This window comes from Pseudomonas retamae (assembly GCF_043496865.1).
Classification (GTDB): domain Bacteria; phylum Pseudomonadota; class Gammaproteobacteria; order Pseudomonadales; family Pseudomonadaceae; genus Aquipseudomonas; species Aquipseudomonas retamae.
On record NZ_JBIEIL010000003.1, the window covers coordinates 439,626 to 463,405 of the forward strand.

25 protein-coding genes are annotated in these 23,780 nt (G+C 57.9%); 12 read left to right on the plus strand and 13 right to left on the minus strand.

Going from position 1 to position 23,780, the window contains the following annotated elements; all coding sequences use genetic code 11:
- Nucleotides 1-68 precede the first annotated feature (68 nt).
- Nucleotides 69-2,912 carry a class I adenylate cyclase gene (locus ACGSLL_RS07180; RefSeq protein WP_394504445.1) on the plus strand — a complete coding sequence of 948 codons (2,844 nt, stop codon included), beginning with the start codon at nucleotides 69-71 and terminating at the stop codon, nucleotides 2,910-2,912.
- An 8-nt stretch (nucleotides 2,913-2,920) separates the two neighbouring features.
- Here ACGSLL_RS07180 and rnk read toward each other — a convergent pair whose 3' ends face one another.
- The 3 genes from rnk to cyaY all read right to left on the minus strand — a co-directional run bounded on the left by rnk (nucleotide 2,921) and on the right by cyaY (nucleotide 4,027).
- The gene (rnk, locus tag ACGSLL_RS07185; protein ID WP_394504447.1) at nucleotides 2,921-3,340 is read right to left on the minus strand and encodes a nucleoside diphosphate kinase regulator; all 420 of its coding nucleotides are present in this window, start codon (nucleotides 3,338-3,340) and stop codon (nucleotides 2,921-2,923) included.
- 126 nt (nucleotides 3,341-3,466) lie between these two features.
- Entirely contained in the window at nucleotides 3,467-3,691 is a 225-nt protein-coding gene (locus ACGSLL_RS07190) for a DUF1289 domain-containing protein (RefSeq protein ID WP_394504449.1), read from the minus strand.
- A 3-nt stretch (nucleotides 3,692-3,694) separates the two neighbouring features.
- Entirely contained in the window at nucleotides 3,695-4,027 is a 333-nt protein-coding gene (gene cyaY / locus ACGSLL_RS07195) for an iron donor protein CyaY (protein WP_077575013.1), read from the minus strand.
- Between the two features lie 306 nt (nucleotides 4,028-4,333).
- On the opposite strand from cyaY, the gene lptM reads away from it, so the two are divergent.
- From lptM to ACGSLL_RS07225, 6 genes are read left to right on the plus strand one after another with little or no spacing between them, the layout of a single operon-like run.
- On the plus strand, nucleotides 4,334-4,504 hold the full coding sequence (gene lptM / locus ACGSLL_RS07200; RefSeq protein WP_090287444.1) for an LPS translocon maturation chaperone LptM: 171 nt from the start codon (nucleotides 4,334-4,336) through the stop codon (nucleotides 4,502-4,504).
- Between the two features lie 9 nt (nucleotides 4,505-4,513).
- Nucleotides 4,514-5,761, plus strand: coding sequence for a diaminopimelate decarboxylase (lysA, locus tag ACGSLL_RS07205; RefSeq protein WP_394504452.1), 1,248 nt, complete (start codon nucleotides 4,514-4,516; stop codon nucleotides 5,759-5,761).
- A gap of 3 nt (nucleotides 5,762-5,764) precedes the next feature.
- Nucleotides 5,765-6,595: a diaminopimelate epimerase gene (dapF, locus tag ACGSLL_RS07210; protein ID WP_394504454.1), complete on the plus strand. Its 831-nt coding sequence runs from the start codon at nucleotides 5,765-5,767 to the stop codon at nucleotides 6,593-6,595.
- Nucleotides 6,596-6,608: 13 nt separating this feature from the next.
- Complete coding sequence (locus ACGSLL_RS07215) at nucleotides 6,609-7,334, plus strand: DUF484 family protein (RefSeq protein WP_394504457.1); 726 nt, start codon at nucleotides 6,609-6,611, stop codon at nucleotides 7,332-7,334.
- A gap of 2 nt (nucleotides 7,335-7,336) precedes the next feature.
- On the plus strand, nucleotides 7,337-8,236 hold the full coding sequence (xerC, locus tag ACGSLL_RS07220) for a tyrosine recombinase XerC (RefSeq protein ID WP_394504459.1): 900 nt from the start codon (nucleotides 7,337-7,339) through the stop codon (nucleotides 8,234-8,236).
- On the plus strand, nucleotides 8,233-8,955 hold the full coding sequence (locus ACGSLL_RS07225) for an HAD family hydrolase (RefSeq protein ID WP_394504461.1): 723 nt from the start codon (nucleotides 8,233-8,235) through the stop codon (nucleotides 8,953-8,955). Before xerC ends, ACGSLL_RS07225 begins: the two co-directional genes overlap by 4 nt.
- 73 nt (nucleotides 8,956-9,028) lie before the next feature.
- Here the strand turns inward: ACGSLL_RS07225 and cysC are convergent, their stop codons facing one another.
- The 7 genes from cysC to glnK form a co-directional block, all read right to left on the minus strand.
- Nucleotides 9,029-9,631, minus strand: a complete 603-nt coding sequence (gene cysC / locus ACGSLL_RS07230; protein WP_394504463.1) for an adenylyl-sulfate kinase — start codon at nucleotides 9,629-9,631, stop codon at nucleotides 9,029-9,031.
- A gap of 102 nt (nucleotides 9,632-9,733) precedes the next feature.
- A complete protein-coding gene (locus ACGSLL_RS07235) occupies nucleotides 9,734-11,386 on the minus strand; it encodes a hypothetical protein (protein ID WP_394504465.1) in 1,653 nt (550 codons plus the stop codon).
- A gap of 166 nt (nucleotides 11,387-11,552) precedes the next feature.
- Nucleotides 11,553-13,433 carry an acyltransferase family protein gene (locus ACGSLL_RS07240; RefSeq protein ID WP_394504467.1) on the minus strand — a complete coding sequence of 627 codons (1,881 nt, stop codon included), beginning with the start codon at nucleotides 13,431-13,433 and terminating at the stop codon, nucleotides 11,553-11,555.
- Between the two features lie 359 nt (nucleotides 13,434-13,792).
- The gene (sutA, locus tag ACGSLL_RS07245) at nucleotides 13,793-14,119 is read right to left on the minus strand and encodes a transcriptional regulator SutA (protein ID WP_394504469.1); all 327 of its coding nucleotides are present in this window, start codon (nucleotides 14,117-14,119) and stop codon (nucleotides 13,793-13,795) included.
- Between the two features lie 102 nt (nucleotides 14,120-14,221).
- The gene (locus tag ACGSLL_RS07250) at nucleotides 14,222-14,647 is read right to left on the minus strand and encodes a secondary thiamine-phosphate synthase enzyme YjbQ (protein WP_394504471.1); all 426 of its coding nucleotides are present in this window, start codon (nucleotides 14,645-14,647) and stop codon (nucleotides 14,222-14,224) included.
- A gap of 215 nt (nucleotides 14,648-14,862) precedes the next feature.
- Nucleotides 14,863-16,200 carry an ammonium transporter gene (locus ACGSLL_RS07255; protein ID WP_394504473.1) on the minus strand — a complete coding sequence of 446 codons (1,338 nt, stop codon included), beginning with the start codon at nucleotides 16,198-16,200 and terminating at the stop codon, nucleotides 14,863-14,865.
- 36 nt (nucleotides 16,201-16,236) lie between these two features.
- Nucleotides 16,237-16,575 carry a P-II family nitrogen regulator gene (gene glnK / locus ACGSLL_RS07260; RefSeq protein WP_002555808.1) on the minus strand — a complete coding sequence of 113 codons (339 nt, stop codon included), beginning with the start codon at nucleotides 16,573-16,575 and terminating at the stop codon, nucleotides 16,237-16,239.
- A gap of 415 nt (nucleotides 16,576-16,990) precedes the next feature.
- On the opposite strand from glnK, the gene ACGSLL_RS07265 reads away from it, so the two are divergent.
- The 3 genes from ACGSLL_RS07265 (at nucleotide 16,991) to ACGSLL_RS07275 (ending at nucleotide 18,403) form a co-directional block, all read left to right on the plus strand.
- Nucleotides 16,991-17,251: an accessory factor UbiK family protein gene (locus ACGSLL_RS07265; RefSeq protein ID WP_007920416.1), complete on the plus strand. Its 261-nt coding sequence runs from the start codon at nucleotides 16,991-16,993 to the stop codon at nucleotides 17,249-17,251.
- Nucleotides 17,252-17,666: 415 nt separating this feature from the next.
- On the plus strand, nucleotides 17,667-18,197 hold the full coding sequence (locus tag ACGSLL_RS07270; protein WP_394504476.1) for a BRO-N domain-containing protein: 531 nt from the start codon (nucleotides 17,667-17,669) through the stop codon (nucleotides 18,195-18,197).
- A complete protein-coding gene (locus ACGSLL_RS07275; RefSeq protein ID WP_394504478.1) occupies nucleotides 18,194-18,403 on the plus strand; it encodes a hypothetical protein in 210 nt (69 codons plus the stop codon). The genes ACGSLL_RS07270 and ACGSLL_RS07275 overlap by 4 nt, the downstream gene beginning before the upstream one ends.
- Nucleotides 18,404-18,513: 110 nt before the next feature.
- On the opposite strand, the gene ACGSLL_RS07280 is transcribed toward ACGSLL_RS07275, so the two are convergent.
- Both ACGSLL_RS07280 and ACGSLL_RS07285 read right to left on the minus strand, forming a co-directional pair.
- Entirely contained in the window at nucleotides 18,514-18,819 is a 306-nt protein-coding gene (locus ACGSLL_RS07280) for a HigA family addiction module antitoxin (RefSeq protein ID WP_394504480.1), read from the minus strand.
- Nucleotides 18,820-18,826: 7 nt separating this feature from the next.
- Nucleotides 18,827-19,105: a type II toxin-antitoxin system RelE/ParE family toxin gene (locus ACGSLL_RS07285; RefSeq protein WP_331693068.1), complete on the minus strand. Its 279-nt coding sequence runs from the start codon at nucleotides 19,103-19,105 to the stop codon at nucleotides 18,827-18,829.
- 324 nt (nucleotides 19,106-19,429) lie between these two features.
- On the opposite strand from ACGSLL_RS07285, the gene ACGSLL_RS07290 reads away from it, so the two are divergent.
- Nucleotides 19,430-20,923 carry a YifB family Mg chelatase-like AAA ATPase gene (locus ACGSLL_RS07290; RefSeq protein WP_394504483.1) on the plus strand — a complete coding sequence of 498 codons (1,494 nt, stop codon included), beginning with the start codon at nucleotides 19,430-19,432 and terminating at the stop codon, nucleotides 20,921-20,923.
- On the opposite strand, the gene ACGSLL_RS07295 is transcribed toward ACGSLL_RS07290, so the two are convergent.
- Nucleotides 20,920-22,134 (minus strand): aldose 1-epimerase family protein, encoded by a 1,215-nt coding sequence (locus ACGSLL_RS07295; protein WP_394504485.1) that lies wholly within the window; start codon nucleotides 22,132-22,134, stop codon nucleotides 20,920-20,922. The genes ACGSLL_RS07290 and ACGSLL_RS07295 overlap by 4 nt on opposite strands.
- A gap of 267 nt (nucleotides 22,135-22,401) precedes the next feature.
- On the opposite strand from ACGSLL_RS07295, the gene ACGSLL_RS07300 reads away from it, so the two are divergent.
- Nucleotides 22,402-23,772, plus strand: coding sequence for an SrfA family protein (locus tag ACGSLL_RS07300; protein ID WP_394504487.1), 1,371 nt, complete (start codon nucleotides 22,402-22,404; stop codon nucleotides 23,770-23,772).
- Nucleotides 23,773-23,780: the final 8 nt, after the last annotated feature.

Consider the following 23,780-nt stretch of genomic DNA (forward strand, 5'->3'; position numbering starts at 1 on the left):
GCTACGGCTAAACTGCCTCCCATTCCGAGACCCTCTACGTCCGAGCCTGCGAGCCGGTTTGAGCTGACATGACGCGCACCCATGAAATCCGCCCCGACCTGGACGAGGGCATTGACCGCAAGACGCTCAGCCAACTGCGCGCGCGTTTCCTCAAACTCAATGAAGGCCGCCTCGGCCGCGCCCTCGAAGGTCTATCGACCCGGCAACAGAGCGTGCTGACGCTGCTGCCGCTGTTCTTTCACGTCAATCACCCGCTGTTACCTGGTTATGTCTCAGGCAGCACGCCGGCCGGCCTGTCGAATTACGAGCCGGACACCGACACCCTCGCCGAAGCCCAGCGCCTGACCCGCTCGTTTTCCTACAAGCCGCGCCACGGCAGCAACCCGCCGCGACCGATCCACGGCCTGTTTCTGATGGGCAGCCTCGGCACGTTGGCCCAGGCCGATCAGAGCGATATGGACGTGTGGGTGTGCCACGCGCCGGATCTGAGCGAAAGCGAACTCGCCGAACTGCAGCGAAAATGCCAGCTGCTTGAAGCCTGGGCCGCGAGCCAAGGGGCTGAGGCGCACTTTTTTCTGATCGACCCGGTGCGTTTCGTCAAAGGTGAACGCGATTCGCAGCTCAGTTCGGAAAACTGCGGCAGCACACAGCACTTTCTGTTGCTTGACGAGTTCTACCGCACCGCCATCTGGCTGGCCGGGCGCACGCCGATCTGGTGGCTGGTGCCGGTGTATGAAGAGTCCGCCTACGACGCTTACACCCACACGCTGCTGTCCAAACGCTTTATTCGTGCCGACGAAACCCTCGACCTCGGGCCCATGGCAACCATCCCGCCGGGGGAGTTCATCGGTGCCGGGTTGTGGCAATTGTTCAAGGGCATCGAGTCGCCGTACAAATCGGTGCTCAAGCTGCTGTTGACCGAGGTCTATGCCAGCGAACACCCGCAAGTGCAGTGCCTGAGTCTGCGTTTCAAGAAAGCCGTGTTCGCCCATCAACTGGACCTTGATGAGCTGGACCCGTACATGGTCGTGTATCGGCGCATCGAGGAATACCTGATCGCCCGCAACGAGCCGGAACGCCTTGAGCTGGTGCGTCGCGCGCTGTACCTCAAGGTCAACCGCAAGCTCACCGGCAACAGCCGCACCCAGAGCTGGCAACGCTCGCTGCTCGAGCGACTGGCCAACGAGTGGCATTGGGATCAGCGGCAACTGACTCTGCTCGACAGCCGCAGCCAGTGGAAAGTCCGCCAGGTCAGCGCCGAACGTCGCGCGCTGGTCAATGAGCTGAACTACAGCTATCGCTTCCTGACTCAGTTTGCCCGCACCGAGCAGACCGTCAGCCTGATCAACAAACGGGATCTGAACGTTCTTGGTCGTCGCCTGTACGCGGCGTTCGAGCGCAAGGCCGACAAGGTCGAGTTCATCAACCCGGGCATTGCCCCGGATCTGGCCGAAGACACCCTGACCCTGGTGCAATCGCGCAACAAAAAGGAGCCGGGGCAAACCCAGTGGGGCCTGTACAACGGTAGCCTGACTGCGCTGGAGTGGGAACACTTCGCGCCGATCAAGCGCAGCCGCGAACTGCTCGAACTGCTGACCTGGTGCCACCGCAACGGCGTGATCGACAGCAGCACGCGGCTGGCCCTGCATCCGGGCAGCAGCGACCTGAGCGAGTTCGAGTTGTTCAACCTGCTCGGCAGCCTGCAACAGTGCATCGCCCTGCCCTTGCCCACCGTGGCCGAGGAAGCGCTGCTGCGCGCCGCCGTGCCGAGCGAGGTGCTGATGCTGGTCAACGTCGGGATAGATCCGCTCAAACATCATCGCGATCTGAATATCCTGATGACCACCGAGCGCACCGACTCGCTGAGCTATGCCGGCGTGCGCGAAAACCTCGTGCTGACGCTGGATCAGGTCACGCTCAACAGCTGGAACGAAGTGCTGGTCAACCGCTTCGACGGGCCGCACGCCCTGCTCGACTGCCTGCGCGATTACCTCAACAACCTGCCGCGTGGGCCGTTGCAGCCGTCGCTGAAAGTGCGCTGCTTCTGCCACAACCGCGCGCAGTTCATTGCCCGTCGCGTTGAAGAAATCGTCGACACCGCGCAGACCCTGCTGCTCAGCGAACTGAACCATCGCTACCTGATTCAAGTGCAGCAGCACTATCACGTGCTGGAACTGGTGCCGGGCCAGGTCAACCATGTCGCCCTCGCAACATTGCCAGCGCTGCTCGATTACCTCGGCGAAGAACAGCCGCGCTACAGCCCGTTGCATCTGGACCCGATGGCGCTTGAGGAGCACGACCTCGCGCTGATCCTGCCGATGGGCCAGCCGGAATGCATTCAGGTGTTCTACCGCATCACCGAACACACCGCCGAGCTGTACGTGCTCGATGAGTTCAATGCGCTGTGGCAGCAACATCTGCCGTACCACGACGAGCAGAGCCTGCTGGTACCGTTGCAGCGTTTCCTGCAGTCGATTCTGTTCCGCCGCGAAGCCGTGCTGCCGATGGAAGCCGGCTCCGACAGTCGCCTGGAAATTTTGTATTACCAGTTGTTGCCTTCAGGTCCGGCACGCGCACGCCGGGTCGAAACGCGGCCCGCGCCGCAGACGCCGGTCAACAAGCCGTTCTACGACGTGCAGGCGATCGTCGGCAAAGCTGCGCCGGGCGAAGTGCAGGTCACCTTGTATTGCAATCAACGGGAATTCAGCGAGCTGGAGCATGGCGACCAGTTGTTCAGCGTGGTCGCCCGCGAGATCGTCGGGCAGCGCCGCGAAGCCGAGCGCTACCGTTGCTACATCACCGATCTCGACCTTTCGGGCCTGCTCGGTGACGGGCAGAGTTCGAGCAATCTGTATTTGCGTTACAAAGCTGACCTGGAGCGCGCTCTGAACGAGGCGCTTGAACAGGTCTGACGCGGGGCTTATTCGGGAAAAGCGCCACCGTTGGCCGGCTGCGACTCGACTTCGAGCAGGGTCAGCTTGAGGGTCTTGCCACCCGGTGCCGGCCAGTCGATGTGCTGCCCGACCTTCAGGCCCAGCAGCGCGCTGCCGACCGGCGCGAGAATGGAGATCTTGCCCTCAAGAGCGTTGGCATCCTTGGGATAGACCAGCGTCAGGTGGTAATCCTTGCCACTGCCTTCTTCGCGGCAATGCACACGGGAATTCATGGTCACGACGTCCGCCGGCACTTCATCGTGGCCGACCACGGTGTCGGCGCGATCCAGCTCGGTTTGCAGCGCGATCACGCCCGGCGCAGCCTGGTCTTTCTCGCTCAGGCTATCGATCAAGCGCTCCAGACGTTGCACGTCCAGACGGGTAAGGGTGATGGAAGGTGCGGTCATGATCCGGGCAGACTCCTTTCTTCTGCACAAAAAAAGCAAAACCCCGCCAAAAAAGACGGGGTTTTTACCAGGCCTCGGTGGTTTGAGGCGTTCGCGGACACTATCACAGCTCAAAAAATATACAAGTCACGTCCCACTGGATTGCTTGCGCTGTGACGCCTGGGCGACGATCACCCGGCGCCGCTGGTCATCCGCCGAGCGCCATTCGCGAATGTCTTCGACGTGGCGCGCGCAGCCGAGACAGACTTTATGGTCGTCCAGTCGACACACACCCGTGCACGGCGAAGGCACCGCCGGACTGACGTTGCTGTAGAGCGGTTTTGGCGGTCGAACAGGCGCTGCATCAGTCACGAATCACAGACCTTCGAAATCGAATTCAGCGCCAGCCTGCTGCTTGACGATGCGCTCGAGCATTTCGCCCAACTGCTCTTCGCTCTTGTCGCACATCCAGCGCTCGCTTTCTTCGTCGTAGTCGAAGTGGAAGCCGCCGGACACTGCCGCCAGCCACAGCTGACGCAGCGGCTCCTGGCGGCTGAAAATCAGTTGGCTGCCGTTTTCAAACTTGACGGTCAGCACACCGGCCGAGCTTTCCAGGTCGATGTCCAGGTCGCTTTCATCAAAGATGTCTTCCAGTTTTTCCTGGGTTTCATCGACCAGATCGTGGAAACGGGCTTCGGACAAACTCATTGCGGCAACCTCAAAAATTGTCTGATCAGGCTCAAGCGCCGAAAGATACGGACGCTGCCGGCCGATTGCAAAGGATAACGACCAAGCGCCTGCAGCGCCTCCCTGTGCGAGCGAGCCTGCTCGCGAAAGCGCGGTGTCAGGCGCTGAAGGTGTCGAATCTACCGGCCCCTTCGCGAGCAGGCTCGCTCCCACAGGGACGCTGCGGCTGACTTGGGTACCCCGCCAGACGGGAGGGCCATTACATAGGCAAGCTGCCGGGTGGCCGGTATACTCCGGCGCAATTAACGCATTTTCAAGGATTTCGCCATGAAGCGCCTGATCTCTTCCCTTGCTGCGCTCGTCGCGGTTGCCTGCCTCGTTTCGGCCTGCGGTCAAAAAGGCCCGCTGTACCTGCCCGATGACAATCAGGACCCGGCCGAACAAGCCCAATCGTCGCAAAAGCAGCCGTCCAAAGCACATAAGCACGACGTTTACTAAGGGATCGCCATGGACGCTTTTAACTACCGCGGCGGTGAGCTGTTCGCGGAAGGTGTGGCGCTGTCGGCCATCGCCGACCGCTTCGGCACCCCGACCTATGTCTACTCGCGCGCGCACATCGAAGCCCAGTATCTGGCCTACGCCGATGCGCTGGCCGGCATGCCGCACCTGGTCTGCTTTGCGGTCAAGGCCAACTCAAACCTCGGCGTATTGAATGTCCTGGCCCGTCTCGGCGCCGGTTTCGACATCGTCTCCCGTGGCGAGCTGGAACGCGTACTGGCCGCTGGTGGCAGCGCCGACAAGATCGTTTTCTCCGGCGTCGGCAAGACCCGTGACGACATGCGTCGCGCCCTCGAAGTCGGCGTGCATTGCTTCAATGTCGAATCCGCCGACGAGCTCGAGCGCCTGCAAGTGGTCGCCGCCGAGCTGGGCGTGCGTGCGCCGGTGTCGCTGCGCGTCAACCCGGACGTGGATGCCGGCACCCACCCGTACATTTCCACCGGTCTCAAAGAGAACAAGTTCGGCATCGCCATTGCCGACGCCGAAGACGTATACGTGCGCGCCGCGCATCTGCCGAACCTGGAAGTGGTCGGCGTCGACTGCCACATCGGCTCGCAACTGACCACGCTGCCGCCGTTCCTCGATGCACTCGACCGTTTGCTGGATCTGGTCGACCGCCTCGGCGATTGCGGCATTCACCTGCGCCACATCGATCTCGGTGGTGGGTTGGGTGTGCGCTATCGCGATGAAGAGCCGCCGCTGGCCGCCGACTACGTCAAAGCTGTCCGCGAACGCCTCGAAGGCCGCGATCTGGCGCTGGTGTTCGAGCCGGGCCGTTTCATCGTCGCCAACGCCGGCGTACTGCTGACCCAGGTCGAGTACCTCAAGCACACCGAACACAAGGATTTCGCCATCGTCGACGCGGCGATGAACGACCTGATCCGCCCGGCGCTGTATCAGGCGTGGATGGACGTCACCGCGGTCAAGCCGCGTGATACCGCCGCCCGCACCTATGACATCGTTGGCCCGATCTGCGAAACCGGCGACTTCCTCGCCAAGGACCGTGAGCTGGCGCTGGCCGAAGGCGACTTGCTGGCGGTGCACTCGGCCGGTGCCTATGGTTTCGTCATGAGCTCCAACTACAACACCCGCGGCCGTGCCGCCGAGGTGCTGGTAGACGGTGATCAGGTTTTTGAAGTGCGCCGCCGCGAAACCGTGGCCGAGCTGTTTGCCGGCGAAAGCCTGCTGCCGGAGTAACCCATGCTGCTGCGTTTTACCAAAATGCACGGCCTGGGCAATGACTTCATGGTTCTCGACCTGGTCAGCCAGCACGCGCACATTCAGCCCAAACACGCCAAGCAATGGGGCGACCGCCATACCGGCATCGGCTTCGACCAGTTGCTGATCGTCGAAGCCCCGAGCAACCCGGACGTGGATTTCCGTTACCGGATCTTCAACTCCGACGGTTCCGAGGTCGAGCAGTGCGGCAACGGTGCGCGCTGCTTTGCACGGTTCGTGCTCGACAAGCGTCTGACTGCGAAACGGCAGATCCGCGTCGAGACCAAGGGTGGCATCATCGAACTGGACGTGCGTAACGACGGCCAGATCGGCGTCAACATGGGCGCGCCACGCCTGGTGCCTGCGGATATTCCGTTCGAGGCGCCAGCGCAGGCCAGCAGCTATCAGCTGGAAGTCGACGGCACCACCGTCGAACTGGCGGCCGTGTCGATGGGCAACCCGCACGCGGTACTGCGCGTGCAAGACATCAACAGTGCACCGGTGCATCAGCTGGGGCCGAAAATCGAACACCATCCGCGCTTTCCGGCGCGGGTCAATGTCGGTTTCCTTCAGGTCATCGACCGCCACCGTGCGCAATTGCGCGTATGGGAACGCGGCGCCGGGGAAACCCAGGCCTGCGGTACCGGCGCGTGCGCGGCGGCCGTCGCGGCCATCAGCCAGGGGTGGATGGATTCGCCGCTGTTGATCGACCTGCCCGGCGGGCGTCTGTCCATCGAGTGGGCCGGCCCCGGCCAACCGGTGCTGATGACCGGCCCGGCAGTGCGTGTATATGAAGGACAAGTGCGTCTTTGAGTGAGCAGAAACCATGACCGATAAGCCTCAGGTACCCGCCCGACAGTCCGACGAATCCGCGTCCGCGAATCTGGAAGCGGCAACAGTCGCCGCCTACCTCGAGGCTCATCCGGACTTCTTCGTCGAGCACGAAGAACTGCTGCCGGCCATGCGCATCCCGCACCGTCGCGGTGACACCGTGTCGCTGGTCGAACGACAGATGACCATCCTGCGCGATCGCAACATCGAGATGCGTCACCGCCTCTCGCAGTTGATGGACGTCGCCCGTGACAACGATCGTCTGTTCGACAAGACCCGCCGCCTGATCCTCGCTCTGATGGACGCTTCAAGCCTGGAAGACGTGGTGATGAGTGTTGAAGACAGTCTGCGCCAGGATTTCCAGGTGCCGTTTGTCAGCCTGATTCTGCTCGGCGACAATCCGGCACCGGTCGGTCGCTGGGTCACTCACGCCGACGCTCAGGTCGCCATCGGCGGCCTGCTCACCGAAGGCAAAAGTGTCAGCGGCAGTCTGCGTGAACATGAGCTGGATTTTCTCTTTGGGGAAGAACAGCGCAAGCAGATCGGCTCGACCGCCGTAGTCGCGGTCAGCCATCAAGGCATCCACGGCATCCTGGCCATCGCCAGCCGTGATCCGCAGCATTACAAAAGCTCGGTCGGCACGCTGTTCCTCAGCTATATCGCCGAAGTCATGGGCCGGGTGCTGCCACGGGTCAACAGCTCGCTGCGCTCGGTACGCTGAACATGGAACGGCAACTGGACGCTTACTGCGAACACCTGCGCAGTGAGCGCCAGGTGTCGCCGCACACGCTGTCGGCCTACCGCCGCGACCTCGATAAAGTCCTCGGCTGGTGCATCAAACAGAACATCGACAGCTGGGCCGCGCTGGATATCCAGCGCCTGCGCAGCCTGATCGCCCGCCTGCATGCGCAGGGCCAGTCCTCGCGCAGCCTCGCCCGCCTGCTTTCGGCCGTGCGCGGGCTCTATCACTACCTCAACCGTGAAGGCCTGTGTGATCACGACCCGGCCACGGGTCTGGCGCCACCGAAAGGTGAGCGTCGGTTGCCGAAAACTCTCGACACCGACCGCGCCCTGCAACTGCTCGAAGGTGCGGTCGAAGATGATTTTCTCGCGCGGCGCGATCAGGCGATTCTGGAGTTGTTTTATTCCTCGGGCCTGCGCCTTTCCGAACTGACCGGGCTCAATCTCGATCAACTCGATCTGGCCGACGGCATGGTTCAGGTGCTCGGCAAAGGCAGTAAAACCCGCTTGCTGCCAGTGGGCAGAAAAGCCCGCGAAGCGATCGAACAATGGCTGCCATTGCGTGCGATGACCAACCCGGCGGACGATGCTGTGTTCGTCAGCCAGCAAGGCCGGCGCCTCGGTCCGCGAGCCATTCAGGTCCGCGTCAAACTGGCCGGCGAACGCGAACTGGGGCAGAACCTGCATCCGCACATGTTGCGGCATTCTTTCGCCAGCCACTTGCTGGAGTCCTCGCAGGACCTGCGCGCCGTACAGGAACTGCTCGGCCACTCCGACATCAAGACCACGCAGATCTATACCCACCTGGACTTCCAGCACCTGGCCGCGGTCTACGACAGTGCCCACCCTCGGGCCAAACGCATGAAAGGCGATGATTCATGAGCATTCAGTTGATCACCTTCGACCTCGACGACACCTTGTGGGATACCGCGCCGGTGATCGCCAGCGCCGAAAACGTTCTGCGCGAATGGCTCGCCGAACACGCAGCGAATCTGGGCGCGGTGCCGGTCGAGCATCTGTGGGCGATTCGCGAACGCGTGCTGGGCAGCGAGCCTGGGCTGAAACATCGCATCAGCGCCCTGCGTCGGCGCGTGCTGTTCCATGCGCTGGAAGAATCCGGTTACGCGCACGGCGAGGCGTCGACGCTGGCGGACAAGGCATTTGAAGTATTTCTGCACGCTCGGCATCAGATTGAAGTGTTCCCCGAAGTCCAACCGGTGCTGGAAATCCTTGCCAATCAGTACGCGTTGGGCGTGGTCACCAACGGCAATGCTGACGTGCGCCGGCTGGGGCTGGCGGATTTTTTCAAGTTTGCCCTGTGCGCCGAAGACATCGGCATTGCCAAACCCGATGCGCGGCTGTTTCATGAGGCGTTGCAGCGCGGCGGCGTGAGTGCCGAGGCGGCGGTGCATATCGGCGATCATCCGGGCGATGACATTGCCGGCGCTCAGCAGGCCGGGTTGCGGGCGATCTGGTTTAACCCGATGGGTAAAGCCTGGGAGGCCGATCGCCTGCCGGATGCCGAAATCCGTAGCCTGAGCGAACTGCCAGGATTACTCGCTCAATGGAATACTGCCGGCGTTGGCGATAAATCGTCTTAAGCCATAAGAGGTCTGGGCACAGTACGAATGTGATGAACACCGCAACCTCGTCGAGTATCCATTCGTATTTGCACTATATGGCGACTCTGGAAAGAATCGCCTGCACACAATCGTCCACGCTCAGTTCACTCGCATCCAGTTTAAGTGCTGGCGCTACAGGAACTTCATAAGGGGCACTGACCCCCGTGAAATTCGGTATTTCACCCGTTCTGGCCTTGCGATAAAGTCCCTTCGGATCAAGTCGCTCGCAAACGCTCAACGGCGTATTCAGATACACCTCCAGAAACCGCTCTTCGCCAATTATCGATTTGGCGTTATCGCGATCCGCTGTGCAGGGGGAGATACAGGCAACCATGACCATCACCCCGGCCTCGTTCATCAGTTTTGCCACCTCAGCAATACGACGAATATTTTCAGTACGATCTTGCGCAGTGAATCCGAGGTCTTTGCACAGTCCATGCCGCACATTGTCGCCATCTAGCACAAAGGCAGATCCGCCACTTTCCACAAGCATTTTTTCCAGAGCGAATGCCAGCGTTGACTTGCCCGAAGCACTCAGGCCAGTGAGCCATATCGTCAAAGGCTTATGTACTGAAAGCAGTCCACGCTTGTCAGACGTTACTTCAGTTGCGTGCCACACCACATCGTCCTTGATATCCGTTGTTGTTTTGTTCATAACAGATACCTCCACAGTACAGAAAGTCCGAACCTGAATTTGATCAGGGGTGCTTTTGCGCCCCCTTCATTCAGTTTCATCAGACAATGTGACAATAGAACATCAAATCGTACCAACGCTGTTGTCGACACGCCTGATGGTCGAGCCGACCCAACGTATGCCCAGTGGTCCCATCAGATAGGGCAGCCTTTTGGCTTCCAGACTGAGGACAACCTTGGAATCCACATGAAACGACAACCCTTCATTGCTGGTCGTCACCCGAATGACCCCAGAGAACGGCAGGCCCGGCACGTCAACATCCGACTCCTGAACCCACTCGGTACCATTATGGGTCCAGAGCACGAGGCCAGCTTCACCCGTATCGGTGGGGTGAATCAACAAGGCATGCATATCGGTGTCACCACCATTACCCTGATAGGTAACGACGCCGGCATGGGCATCGCTCGAAGTGCTGCCCAGCGTGTAGCTGAACTCCAGAGACCTTTCAGACTTCTCTGAATCGCCAAGTTGTTTGATCAAGCAAAGTGTATCTGGCTTTGCCTCTTTGCCACCATCTGAAAGTTGTGTCGGGCTACCGTAGATGAGTTCCATATCCGCCCACTGACTTTTCGCACTCAACAACCGTTGACTGGCAGCCAGGCGCTCTTCGGATTCGCGCTTGAACAAGTTGTTCTCAATGAGCGCCGATACATTAGAGAAAACATGCCCATGATGTGCCAGGTCAACAACATTCAACAAGCGAACCTCATTGACTGCACCGTATGGTCCGAGGCAAATATAGTCCAACGCGTTAAAGGTATCGCGTTCCAGAATCCACAAACCGCTCATTGAACTACGACGCAGATCACGCCCGGTCATCTGGCTCTCACCGACAACCATAAAATCCGTAGACACTGCCAGTCCACGAGTAAAAATCGGACTGCCTGCTTCCCATATGATGCTGTTTTCGTCAACGTCGATCAATGCGCCGATATTGCTGTGGCAGGCGATCTTCTGCCCCTGATCCGACAACCATATATTATGCAAGCCGGTTCTTCCTTCAAGCGGCTTCAGGCTTATGAGCTCCAGCTCCGGATAAGAAAGAACAGCCAATAACGAGCCATGATGATGCCCGTGGGCCACTACGTATAAATGCCCGTCTTTTTCAAATACGGAATTTAAATGATCGCCGGTAATTTCGTGAATGGATAATCGGTCCCAGCGGGCGTCTGACAGTCTCTTTTCCTGAAAGAAACCTGGCTTTTTTAAATCAACCACGGTTATGGCATTTCTGCCCGTGTTGGTGCTGACGACGCGACCATCAGATGCACAAAGGATTTGATGGGGCGCCGACAGGAACGGCTCAGTGCATTGCTGGCCGTGGGAGATCCAACCAAGCTCAGAGTTGGCGTAGGCGTGAATATCATGCAGTTTGGAGTTATCCAATCCTGAATGCGAAAGCACCAATTCATGCCCATCGGGGAACCAGCTGATACCGTAATACTCTGAGCGATTCTTCTCGAGAGGGATGACTCTTTTGGAGTTCAAATCAACCAGCAGCAAATGCCCGACTGTACCAACAATGGCATATATTGGATCCACTATTTTTCCCCCTAAGCACCCCATGTTGGCGTCGTCGCATCTTTTTTGATTGCGCGCCTTCATTCGCGAAATGAATTTAAACAAATCAATTAAATTAATCAATACACCAACAGAAATAAAAATAGCTTGTTGGCCATTGTAACAACACAGCAAGAAATGCTTCGCTCGAAGCATCTTTCAAATTCGGATCGAGCATCAAGCCGTACAGACCTCAACTACATAACTGCTAACTGGTGCAACCTGTCAGAGTTACAAAAGCACTCCCCTATGCGAATTAGTACGAAGGTACACAGAACAGCCTGAAACCAGGTTGTTCTGTGTACCTGCATACTCTGCACATTCAGTCACTCATCAATAATTTAAAGGCCGGAAGGGTCGCTATTTTTTCAGCGACATACTTCGCCCCGGCGGGCGTCAAATGCGAGCCATCGTAAGACATGAGCATGCCGTTCATATCAAACAAAGAGCACTGACCTCGGTTGCATATGTTTGGTTCCAGATCTATAAAGCGATTTTCTTGCACTGCCGAAGCCAGAAGTTTATTTATATCTGTGATCCCAGCGTCCTGTGGCGAGCGATAGGATATTCTGCGATCAAAATCCAGACCGCTAAGCTTAAGCAAGTCAACCGCTCCGAAGAACTTTCTGCCGACTACAAAGAACTTATCCTTGCCAAATTCTCGGCCCAGATTATCCAGGCTCTGCCTCAGCAACTCGACCTGCCATGGGACCCAAACCGATACGAGGACAACTCGATCCGCTTCGGTAAGCAAACGCTTGAGTTTTGCATTGCCGTACCAGTTGCCGTTCAGGCATATCTGTCGATGGTCTTTATCAACCTTGTCTATGAAGCTCTCATCGAGATACAGATTTCCGCAAGCGTATTCAATCCGGTAAAAGGAAAGATCAAGTTTCTCGGCGTACTCTGTTTCGTCTAGCACATTAACAAAGTCAGCAGCCATGCTGTCACCAATCACTAATACTTTATGACCAGCGCTACCGTTAAAATCCTTCAAACGCAGTTGATCTGCCTTGGTCCAGACGAAATCGCCCTTTTCTTCAGTAAAAGCAAGAATCTCCATGGCTGCAGAGTCATATCTGGCAAAATTCCCTTCTGTTGCGTATCCAAAAAAACCAAATGTTAAAAAGCAAATCGGTGTAAGTGCGCTGAATGAAGCCACTTGCTTGAGGCTAAACACCCGCGCCTGTCTGAAAGGCCCCTCAACAAACCGCCAGCTTAAGTAGGCACAGACAGCGGTTAGCAGAAGCAAAATAGCGACCACCTCCAAACCAAGGTTTGGGGAGATTTTATACCTGGCGAAGGCGAACAACGGTTGATGCCATAAATAGGCGCTATAGCTGACCAAGCCCACAGCGACAAATACCCTCATCCCAAGAAGTTTACCTACCAAGGTTGTCGGCGTTGCGCAAAGAATGATAAGTGCCGCACCCACTGTTGGCACAAGAGCATAAAAACTGGGAAATGGCGTATTCTTGTCGAAATAAATCGCCGAGAAGATGATCAGCATAAGGCCAACGCTAGAACCCAACTGCTTTGTGAGCTGCGCCAGCTGCTTATCTTTGCCGAGAAAAAGATAGAACGCCATGAGCGCGCCGATTACAAGCTCCCAGGCTCGTGCAGGCAACAAATAAAAGGTAGCAGCCGGAAACTCCTTGACGTATATCTGCGCGATGAGCAAGCTGGCAAAAAAAACTACCAATAATGCAATGACGATAAATTTTTTGCCCAGCTTCCAAGTCGCCATGAGGAAGACCGGAAACAACAAATAATACTGTTCTTCTACCGCCAGACTCCACGTGTGAAGAAGCGGTTTAAGCTCAGCAGCGGTATCAAAATAGCCACTTGCATTCCAGAAAAATATGTTCGACGAAAAAATGGAAACTGCCGCCAGACTGCCTGAGAAATCCTTCATATCTCTGGGAAGCAACCACATCCATGCGAAAAACATCGAAACGACCAGCATGACGAAAAGTGCGGGCAAAATACGTCTCGCTCTTCGCTCGTAGAATTTAAGCAAAGAGAAAGTGCCCCGTTCTTTTTCGGAAACAAGGATTGATGTAATTAGATACCCGCTGATAACGAAAAAAACATCGACACCAATGAAGCCTCCTTTGAATATATCAAAGCCAGCGTGAAACAAAATTACAGGTATTACTGCGAGGGCGCGAAGGCCGTCAATTTCTCTTCTGTATGTCAACACTGCTTACATACCTTCTCAGAGCATTTGTTCACGCCAAATCAGCTCCGTATGATTTATTTTTTTAAACACTACCGACAATACCGCAGACAACCGGACAACGGCTATTTCAGCGTCCCACCTTCGTGCTTATGTTATTTTTGGCAAACAGCCCATAGCAGTCTATAGCCGCAAAATTTGCCGAAATCTTATAACATTTTTAGCGTTTGAAACTGTAAAAAGAAAAATCATTGACTGCTACAACTCAGGCCGTTCAACGGCGTCTGCGGTTGTTGGGTGCGTAAATCCTCTTTATTGTCATTGCACAGACATGAAAAAGCCCGCAGCGACGGCGGGCTTTTTCAGCAAGCGAGCGAAACGCCTCAGATAGGGCGGCTGCCGTACTTGTTGTCCGGCTTCTTGGGCGGATCGGCGACCACATTGGCCTCCACTTCCTGCACCTTGCCGCCGCGCGCAAGGAACTCTTCCATGGCCTTGGCCAAGGCGTCGCGCTCCTTGTTCTTGGCTTCGATGCTCGGCAACTCATCCACCGACACCGCAGCCTTGGCTTTGCCTTTGGCAGCCGGGGCCGGCGTATCGTCACCGCTGTCGTCTTCAGCAACGTCTTCCGCTGCTGCTTCCAGACCTTCTTCGGCCTCGTCTTCGTCGCCTACTTCGAGGTCGTCGTTTTCCAGATCATCGTCGCTCATGTTCTACCTCATGACTTGCGAAAAGCAGATTAGTTATAGACCAGCTTTGGCGACTGTCGAAAGTCGCCGGAAAAAAATCGGTAACCATTGATGACCAACGGTTCATGCCCCTTCACCGTGCAAGGTGGCGAGGACTTTACGGGCACCGCCATGATCACGGTGCTCGCCCAGATAAACGCCTTGCCAGGTTCCCAGTGCCAGGCGACCTGCCGATACCGGCAGGCTGATCTGGCAGCCAAGCACGCTGGCCTTGAAGTGCGCCGGGAGGTCGTCCAGGCCTTCGTCGTTATGCTCATAGCCGTCTGTTCCTTGTGGGATCAGACGATTGAAAAATCGTTCGAAGTCGCGACGTACCGCCGGATCGGCGTTCTCGTTGATGGTCAACGACGCCGAGGTATGCTGCAGCCACAAATGCAACAGACCGACCCGACACTTCCTGAGTTCAGGCAGGTTTTCGATCAGCTCATCCGTCACCAGATGAAAGCCCCGGGGCCGTGCCCGCAGGGTTATCAGAGTCTGTTGCCACATACAGTTCTCCGCACGTTCGGGGCGCATTCTAGCGCGCTCTGGGAAAAAACAAAGGCCCTAATATTCCCGCAATGATGTAAGCCATTCGCCGGGTAAAAACGCCACGGGTAAACACGACCAAAGCCGTACGAAAAATCCTTTCAGCTGCTCTCACAGTGACAAATCACAGACAAAAAAATGCCCGGCGAGCCGGGCAATTTTTTTGCTGCGCGTACTTACAGGTTGTAGCCGCGTTCGTTGTGTTGTGCCAGATCGAGGCCGACCGATTCTTCTTCCTCAGTCACGCGCAGACCCATCACCGCGTCCAGGACCTTGAGGATAATGAACGTGACGATCGCGGTGTAGATCACCGTGAAGCCGACGCCTTTGATCTGAATCCAGACCTGTGCGCCGATGTCGGTCACGGTGCCGAAGCCGCCCAGTGCAGGAGCTGCAAATACACCGGTGAGGATCGCGCCGAGGATACCGCCGATACCGTGCACGCCGAACGCGTCCAGGGAATCGTCATAACCGAGTTTGCGCTTCAGGGTGGTGGCGCAGAAGAAGCACACCACGCCTGCGGCCAGACCGATCACCAGAGCACCCATCGGGCCCACGGTGCCAGCAGCCGGAGTGATTGCCACCAGGCCGGCAACCACACCCGAGGCAATGCCCAACGCGCTTGGCTTGCCGTGGGTGACCCACTCCGCAAACATCCAGCCCAGTGCCGCAGCGGCGGTGGCGATCTGGGTCACCAGCATTGCCATGCCGGCAGTGCCGTTGGCGGCCGCAGCGGAGCCAGCGTTGAAGCCGAACCAGCCGACCCACAGCATGGCCGCACCCATCAGCGTGTAACCGAGGTTGTGCGGAGCCATCGGGGTGGTCGGGAAGCCTTTGCGCTTGCCCAGTACCAGGCACGCCACCAGACCGGCGATACCGGCGTTGATATGCACCACGGTGCCGCCAGCGAAGTCGAGTACGCCCCAGTCCCACATCAGGCCGCCGTTGCCGGACCAGACCATGTGCGCAATCGGCGCATAAACGAGGGTGAACCAGATGCCCATGAAGATCAGCATCGCGGAGAACTTCATGCGCTCGGCGAAAGCACCGACGATCAGCGCCGGGGTGATGATCGCGAAGGTCATCTGGAAGGTGATGAACACTGCTTCAGGAAACAGCGCCGCCGGGCCGGTGATGCTCGAAGGCGTGACACCGGCGAGGAACGCCTTGCCCATGCCACCGAAGAACGAATTGAAGTTGACGACGCCCTGTTCCATGCCGGTGGTGTCGAACGCAATGCTGTAGCCATAGATGACCCACAGGATGCTGATCAGACCGGTAATGGCGAAGCACTGCATCATCACGGAAAGAATGTTTTTCGAGCGGACCATGCCGCCATAGAACAGCGCCAGGCCAGGAATGGTCATGAACAGCACGAGGGCTGTCGAGGTGAGCATCCAGGCGGTGTCGCCGGAATTGAGGACTGGGGCCGCCACTTCGTCTGCCGCCATTGCAAGGCTTGGCATTACGAGGGACAACAGGGCTCCTAGCCCTGCGAATTTACGCAGAGTCATATTGTTTTCTCCTGGGGCGTTGGGGTTTGTGGCGGCTTAGATCGCGTCGGTATCGGTTTCGCCGGTACGGATGCGGATCGCCTGTTCCAGATTGACCACGAAGATCTTGCCGTCACCGATCTTGCCGGTGTTGGCGGCCTTGGTTATCGCTTCGATAACCCGGTCCAGATCCTTGTCGTCGATGGCCACGTCGATTTTCACCTTGGGCAGAAAATCGACCACATATTCCGCGCCGCGATACAGCTCGGTGTGACCCTTCTGCCGGCCGAAGCCTTTGACTTCAGTAACGGTAATGCCCTGCACGCCGATTTCGGACAGCGACTCGCGCACGTCGTCCAACTTGAACGGCTTGATGATGGCAGTGACTAGCTTCATGAAACTCTCTCCCGAATTGGTGGACTTGCCCCAGGAAAACAAACCCGACTCAAGTCTAAGCGCAGTGCCTGGCTTTGTAACGCATCGTCGGCCTTGCCTGCCCGACTGACGCCAGCTAACCGCATCCAGACGAAACTCCCCGCTCCGTCTGCCGCACTGCATTCGTCACAGCGACTGCATCAGTGCATGGGTCGAGGGTGACTAAGCAGAAACCTTGCCATCTCGCCCAAAATCCCCTGACTTCAATCCCTTGGCCGCTACCGCACGCCCTCTCGCGCAAACTGCCGCGCCGATACGCACAACAACGGTGCGCTGCCGTCCGTCCGCCTGCGCGAAAAGCGTGCATCCCTGACCACGGGATTGACTATAGACACTGCGTGATACACTGCCGGCCATTGTTTCCAGGACCTCCACCATGCTCGCGCCCAAAGACTTCCTCGACGCCCTGAGCGGCACCGCCTCCCGCCTGTTCAGCGGCGACACCCCGCTGCCGAAAGCCGAAATCGAAAGCCAGTTCAAGATGCTGCTACAAAGCGCCTTCAGCAAACTCGACCTGGTCAGCCGTGAAGAATTTGATAGCCAGATGGTGGTGTTGGCCCGAACGCGTGCACGTCTTGAGAGCCTTGAAGCGAAGGTTGCCGAGATGGAAGCGAAGCTGACGCCGCCTGCTGAATAACACCGCAATCCCCTGTGGGAGCTAGCCTGCTAGCGATTGAAGGTACGCACGACCTTCAGCTTCATGTGTAGGAATTGGCGCGGGCTGCGATCTTTTGATGCGCAGCCCTGCAACAATCCCGGCAACGTCCTACACACTGCACCACCGCCGTCCGATTGCGCCGAAAAGCCCAGGTTTCTAAGCTCACCCGATGCTGAATGTTCAGCACCGGGTTTGGCGACCTGGACAGCTTAAGGCGCACGACAACCATGATGGCGGCTACATTTTACCGCCACATCGTTTCATGGCGGTTGTGCGTGGGAGACCTTCGGGTCTGCCGGGTTCCTTTTGCTCCGGTTCGCCAACCCGCGTACAACTGCCACCCAATCGTTTGGCGACGATTGAGGGCAGCCCCTTAAGCAAGAGGAACTGCTCAATGAATCAAGAAGAGACTTATCTGACCCCGCACATCTTCACCCGCCACAAACTCCCCCTCCACGCCCTCCTCATCCAGAACCAACCCTGGTTCTGCGCCCGAGACCTGAGCCGCCTGCTGCACATCTACCTCAACGAACGCATGCTGCGAAAACTCGACCTCGACCTCGACCAATACCAAACCCGTAAAACCCTGATCCACAACCAGATCGAAAACACCCTGCTGATCAGCGAATCCGGCATCTACGCCCTCCTCGTCTACCACTACTGCCCCGAATACCGAGCGCTACGCGAATGGCTCACCCACCAAGTCATCCCAACCCTGCGCGACGCCCAACACCCCACCACAAGCGAACGTCCACACCTCAGCTTGCTCAGTTGGCCGGACATGACGTTGAGTTTGTTGCACTGGAATAACCAGCCGTGGATACGGTTGCAGGATGTGCCGCTGATGGTGGTGGAGCGAGAGCAGGTAAAACGTCCGATAGGAACAGCAGGTTCTTGGTGGAAAAAGGCGCTGCAGTTGATATGAATACCCAATCAAAATGCCAAAAGCACAAGGTCCGTATGAGTCTAAAAAAGCGAAAAGCAAAGCTGCTTAAAGTTTTTGAACTGCGCGCGGAAATGCTTAGTTTGAGCGTGCGCCCTTCAGCCAATCAACTGAGGTTTATTGAAGTTGCCGTGACGTGTGGGCCAGAGCTTGAGCCAAGTGGCCTGCTGGCTGGAAGAAGACATTGAATTTGGCTAGATAGCAAAAAAAAGGCGTCCAAAGGACGCCTTACAAATGTTCTCTGAGAAATAGTTACCGCAACTCTTGAGTTCCTAACCGTCCGACCTTGAATTCGGATTCAAGCGCAATGTGCCAGCCGTTCAACTTGATCACGGATGGAAGCTCCTTTCTCAATTTCAGCTTTTCGCAAATCGTAAGCAGATTGCAGGTTCAGCCAAAATTCAGGGGTGGTGTCCAGGCAGATAGAAAGCCTTAACGCCATATCAGCGCTGACACCTCGCCGCTGTAGAACAATATCGTTCACCGTCGGAGTCGACACATTTAGTGCTCTCGCCAACGCAGCTGCTGTAAGGCTCAAAGGCTCCAGGTACTCCTCTTTGAGGATCTCACCGGGATGAACCGGACGCATACCATTCTTAGTCATAGTCACCTCAGTGATAATCGACGATTTCCACACCCTCAGGACCATTAAGCCCCCAGACGAAGCAAATTCGCCATTGGGCGTTGATCCGAATGCTGAATTGCCCTTTTCGATCTCCTTCCAGAGCTTCGAGCCGATTTCCCGGAGGAGACCGGAGATCAGCTAATACCGCCGCCGCATCAAGCATCGTCAGTTTGCGTTCCGCGACACTCAATATGGCTGACCAGAAACGGGTTTTACCGCTGCGGAACAGGTATTCGGTTTCAGAACATCCGAAGCTAACGATCATAGGTTAAAGCTTAACGTTATGCATTAATCCTGAGTGTATTCGCGGAAGTCATCAAAGCAAACAGTCCATCCTGTGATTTGGGTGTTCTTTCAAGACTCTCAGAAATGGACTACTCACGCGGCCCGCATCCTCACCGAATCCGTTGCTTTTTCCTACATAAATAACTCGTATGTCCGCTTGCAGTACTGGATAGATTCCTTGCGATTTGTTCCAGCAACATCCTGAGAAATTTTCGCGCTCCGCTCGACCCGCTTAAGCGTCCTCTTCCAACTACCCTTCAAAAACCCGCAGGAAGCGGCCCCCGATTCAGCTCAAGGAACGACCATGTCCCTATCCATCGTCCACAGTCGCGCCCAGATTGGCGTGGAAGCCCCTGCTGTCACCGTCGAAGTCCATCTGGCCAACGGTCTGCCGTCGCTGACCATGGTCGGTCTGCCCGAGGCGGCGGTGAAGGAGAGCAAGGATCGGGTGCGCAGCGCGATCATCAATTCCGGGCTGCAGTTTCCGGCGCGGCGGATCACATTGAATCTGGCGCCAGCGGATCTGCCCAAGGATGGCGGGCGGTTTGATCTGGCGATTGCCTTGGGGATTCTGTCGGCGAGTGTGCAGGTGCCGTGCCTGACGCTGGACGAGGTTGAATGCCTGGGCGAACTGGCGTTGTCCGGCGCGGTACGGCCGGTGCGTGGCGTCCTGCCGGCAGCGCTGGCGGCGCGCAAGGCGGGTCGTGCGCTGGTGGTGCCGCGAGCGAATGCCGAGGAGGCGTGCCTGGCCTCGGGGTTGAAGGTCTTTGCGGTGGATCATTTGCTGGAAGCGGTGGCGCATTTTAATGGGCATACGCCGGTTGAGCCTTATGTCTCTGACGGCTTGATGCTTGCCAGCAAGCCTTATCCCGACTTGAATGAAGTGCAGGGTCAGATGGCAGCCAAACGTGCGTTGCTGATTGCTGCGGCGGGGGCGCATAACCTGCTGTTCAGCGGGCCGCCGGGAACGGGCAAGACGTTGTTGGCGAGTCGTCTGCCGGGCCTTCTGCCGCCGCTGGCCGAGAGTGAAGCGCTGGAGGTGGCGGCGATCCAGTCGGTCGCCAGCGGTGCGCCGCTGACCCATTGGCCGCAGCGCCCCTTTCGCCAGCCGCACCATTCGGCATCCGGGCCGGCACTGGTCGGTGGCAGCTCGAAACCGCAACCTGGAGAGATCACTCTCGCCCATCACGGCGTGCTGTTTCTGGATGAGCTGCCAGAATTTGATCGCAAGGTATTGGAGGTCCTGCGCGAGCCGTTAGAGTCTGGGCACATCGTGATTGCCCGAGCCAAGGATCGCGTGCGGTTTCCCGCGCGGTTTCAGTTGGTGGCGGCGATGAATCCCTGTCCCTGTGGATATCTTGGCGAACCGAGCGGCAAGTGCTCGTGCACACCGGACATGGTCCAGCGCTATCGCAACAAACTGTCAGGCCCGCTGCTCGATCGCATCGATTTGCACCTGACGGTGGCGCGCGAGGCGACGGCATTGAACCCGCAGGTGAAGCCGGGCGAAGACAGTGCCAGCGCTGCCGCGTTGGTTGCCGAGGCCCGTGAGCGACAGCAAAAAAGGCAGGGCTGTGCCAATGCCTTTCTCGATTTGCCAGGACTGAAACGCCATTGCGAGTTATCCACAGCCGATGAAATCTGGCTGGAAACCGCCTGCGAACGCCTGACCCTGTCGCTACGCTCGGCGCATCGCTTGCTCAAGGTCGCCCGTACGCTGGCGGACCTCGAGCAAGCCGACGCCATCAAACGCGAGCACTTGGCCGAGGCGCTGCAATATCGGCCGGCGACGCCTTAAGGCGCGGTCAGGTCAACCAGAGGCGTCTGCCGAACTTCGGTTTCGCGCCCGGCTTGAATCTCGGTCACACGCTTCAGGGCGTTATCCACAGCACCCTTGTCCGCGAGCAGGCTGTAACTGATCTGGAATTGCTGACTGGCTTTCGGTGCAATGGTTGGCACCAGCTTCAGCGGACGCTGATAGCGGCGGTTGTAGGAAAAACTGGTGCCCGGTTCCAGACCGGTGACATAGCCCTGCCCTTGGGTATCGGTATTTTTCCACAGGGAGAACACCGGCAACTGCGAGGTATTGAAGCCGACCGAGACGCCAAGACTACCGGCCTTGTTATGCAGCACAGTCAGCGTTTGCCCTTTGGCATCGGCATAGGGCACGACGTTGTAGACAGTTTCGTCGTAGTCCTTGGTCGGCCCGCGATAGGTCTGCCAGTCGGGCAGATCGCCCTTGGCCTTGTCGTTGAACGGCGAGACCTGTTTGACCGGCGCGGCAAAGCGGGCGCCTTGCTCAAGAAACGGCGTGCTGAAATTGCTGTGATACAGCGCTTGATATTCCTTCGGGTAATCGCCGTTGTTGGTCAGCGTATCGTTGAGACTGAAGGCGGCGCTGCCTGGAACCGTGACCAGTTCGGTGGCGACGGAGAAATCGACTTTCTTGAACGCCTGCTCTTTCAACTCGCCACGCAGACTGATGGCATAGGGCGGTTGTTCGTCGATGTGCAGGGTGACGGTACTGGCCGGGATATTGGCGGCGCGACCGTGCAAAGTCAGCAGTTCACCATTGTCCATGCCCGGATGGCCGACCCATTCGTAGCCACAGCGGGTCACCAGCTCGTTGAAGCCCTCCAGCCAGCCCAGACCACCGCGTCCGTTGAGTTCGATGAAGGCCGGGTTGACCACCTCTTTGACGGGCGAATCCCAGCCCATGCGCACGTCGCCGACGGACGCCTGCAAGACGTTCATGCCACGGGTCGGCACTACGGAGAGTTTCATGGTGCCGTTATCGATATCGATGATGCTGACGCCTTCCTGCCGGCCGCCGTGCAGGTTGCGCAGGGTAACGGAGAAAGCTTTGTCGGTTTTGACGCCCAGTTGCTCGCTGGTAATGGACCAGTTTTGCGCGGGTTTGTCGGTGTCGAGCAGGACGTAATCCCAAGCCATGGCCTGGGAAGCCGCCGCCATCGTAGCGAGGGCAACAGCGAGTTTGAGCGAAGTCATGAGCGTGCCTTTTATTGGATTTGTAAGTTTTTTATAGCGCTGATGAATCGTTTCAGCAAGTGTAAAAAAACCTTATCCATCTCGCTCTTCAGTCACTGGCAAAATAATCCCGAGCGAGATCGGCATTCTTCAGCTAGCCTCGTTCGGTTTTGGCCTATCGGCTGATTGACGGCGACATCATAATGACATTAAGGTCGCCAGCTAAATGCAGGAGCAAGGCACAGGCAGTTCCGCCTGTCATTGCGCAACGGAACATATGGAGTATGGATGCGCGGGGCACTACTACGCAGCGGTAAGAGCGGTTCATTCACTGCCTTGGGCGAAACAGGCCAACCGGTTTACCGGGCGGCGCTGCAGTTGCGCGAAGCGATTCGCCGCAAGAATCCCGACCTGGTCGATCACCTGGCCATTCCTCAGAGCGATGAACTCGGCAACCAGATCGACTGGTACAGCGGCCTCAACGGCGATGTAATCCCGTGGAGCAGCGCGACCGAAGAAGAGCGCGCGCCTGCCCGTCGCCAACTTGAAGCCTTGAAAACTGCCCTCGAAGAATTGAGCCAGCGTTTCCTCGGCACTGACTCGGACGAGCCGCAACAGGGCGACAAAGCCGTGTTCGGCAAGCTGCTCAAGCGCGTCATCCATTTCCCCGACGAAAACTTCGTTTATCTGGTGCAAGGCAAACCCGTGCTTACCTTCTGGGGTTTCGAGCACGCAGGCGCCGATCGCAACCGTGATCCACTGCACTGCCTTTATCAGGTTCCGCCCGTTTTCACCTTGCCTCCCGAGACTCCAGCACCGGTAGCGGCTCCGATCACGCCGGTGGTTCCGGTCGTGACGCGCCCATGGTGGCGACGCTGGTGGTGGTGGCTGTTGCTGCTGCCATTCCTGTTGCTGCTGTTGTGGCTGTTGCTTGGCTTGCGCGGCTGCGTGCCGATGCCACTGGTGGCCGTCGACTTGCTGCCCGAGGGCGTCGTGCCCGTAGAAAGACCCGTTGAACCGCTGCCCGTCGGCGCCGCGACAACGCTCAATGGCGTCCCGGTGACCGGCACTGGCGCGAGCATCGACACCGGCGCCGCCGTGCTCGAAACAGAGGGCACACAAGGGGCAGAAGTCCCGGCGCTCGACGGCAACGAACCAGCCGCAGAGAACGCAGGCGTGAGCCAGGATCCGGCGGCCGAAACGCCTGCCAATGCTGCGGAAAACCCGACTGCGTCACCTGTCCCGACACAGGCAGAGGCTGCCAAAGCCGCCGCCGCCAAAGCAGGCCCGGCCCTTAGCATTCCGCCCGACGCCGCTGACGGCGCCGCCAATTTCCTTGATGGCCAATACCGCGCCGGCGCTGGCATTCAAGACCGCCGCACCGGCAAACCGCTGCGCCTGGAATACCAGTTCAAGGACGGCAAGGGCGAAGTGACGGTGCATCAGGCCGATGGCTCGAAATGCAGCGGCCCGGTCGCCGCCTCCATGAAGGGCGGCAGCCTCGCTATCGACAGTCAGGGCCAGGCCGTTTGCGGCGATGGCAGCACCTACGACATGCCCAAGGTCAACTGCCGCAAGGGAGCGACCTCTGTCGCTGACTGCACCGGCGGTTATGGCAAAGATCAATTCCCCATGTCCATGCGGCAGATGGGCGAATAAGTACGGAA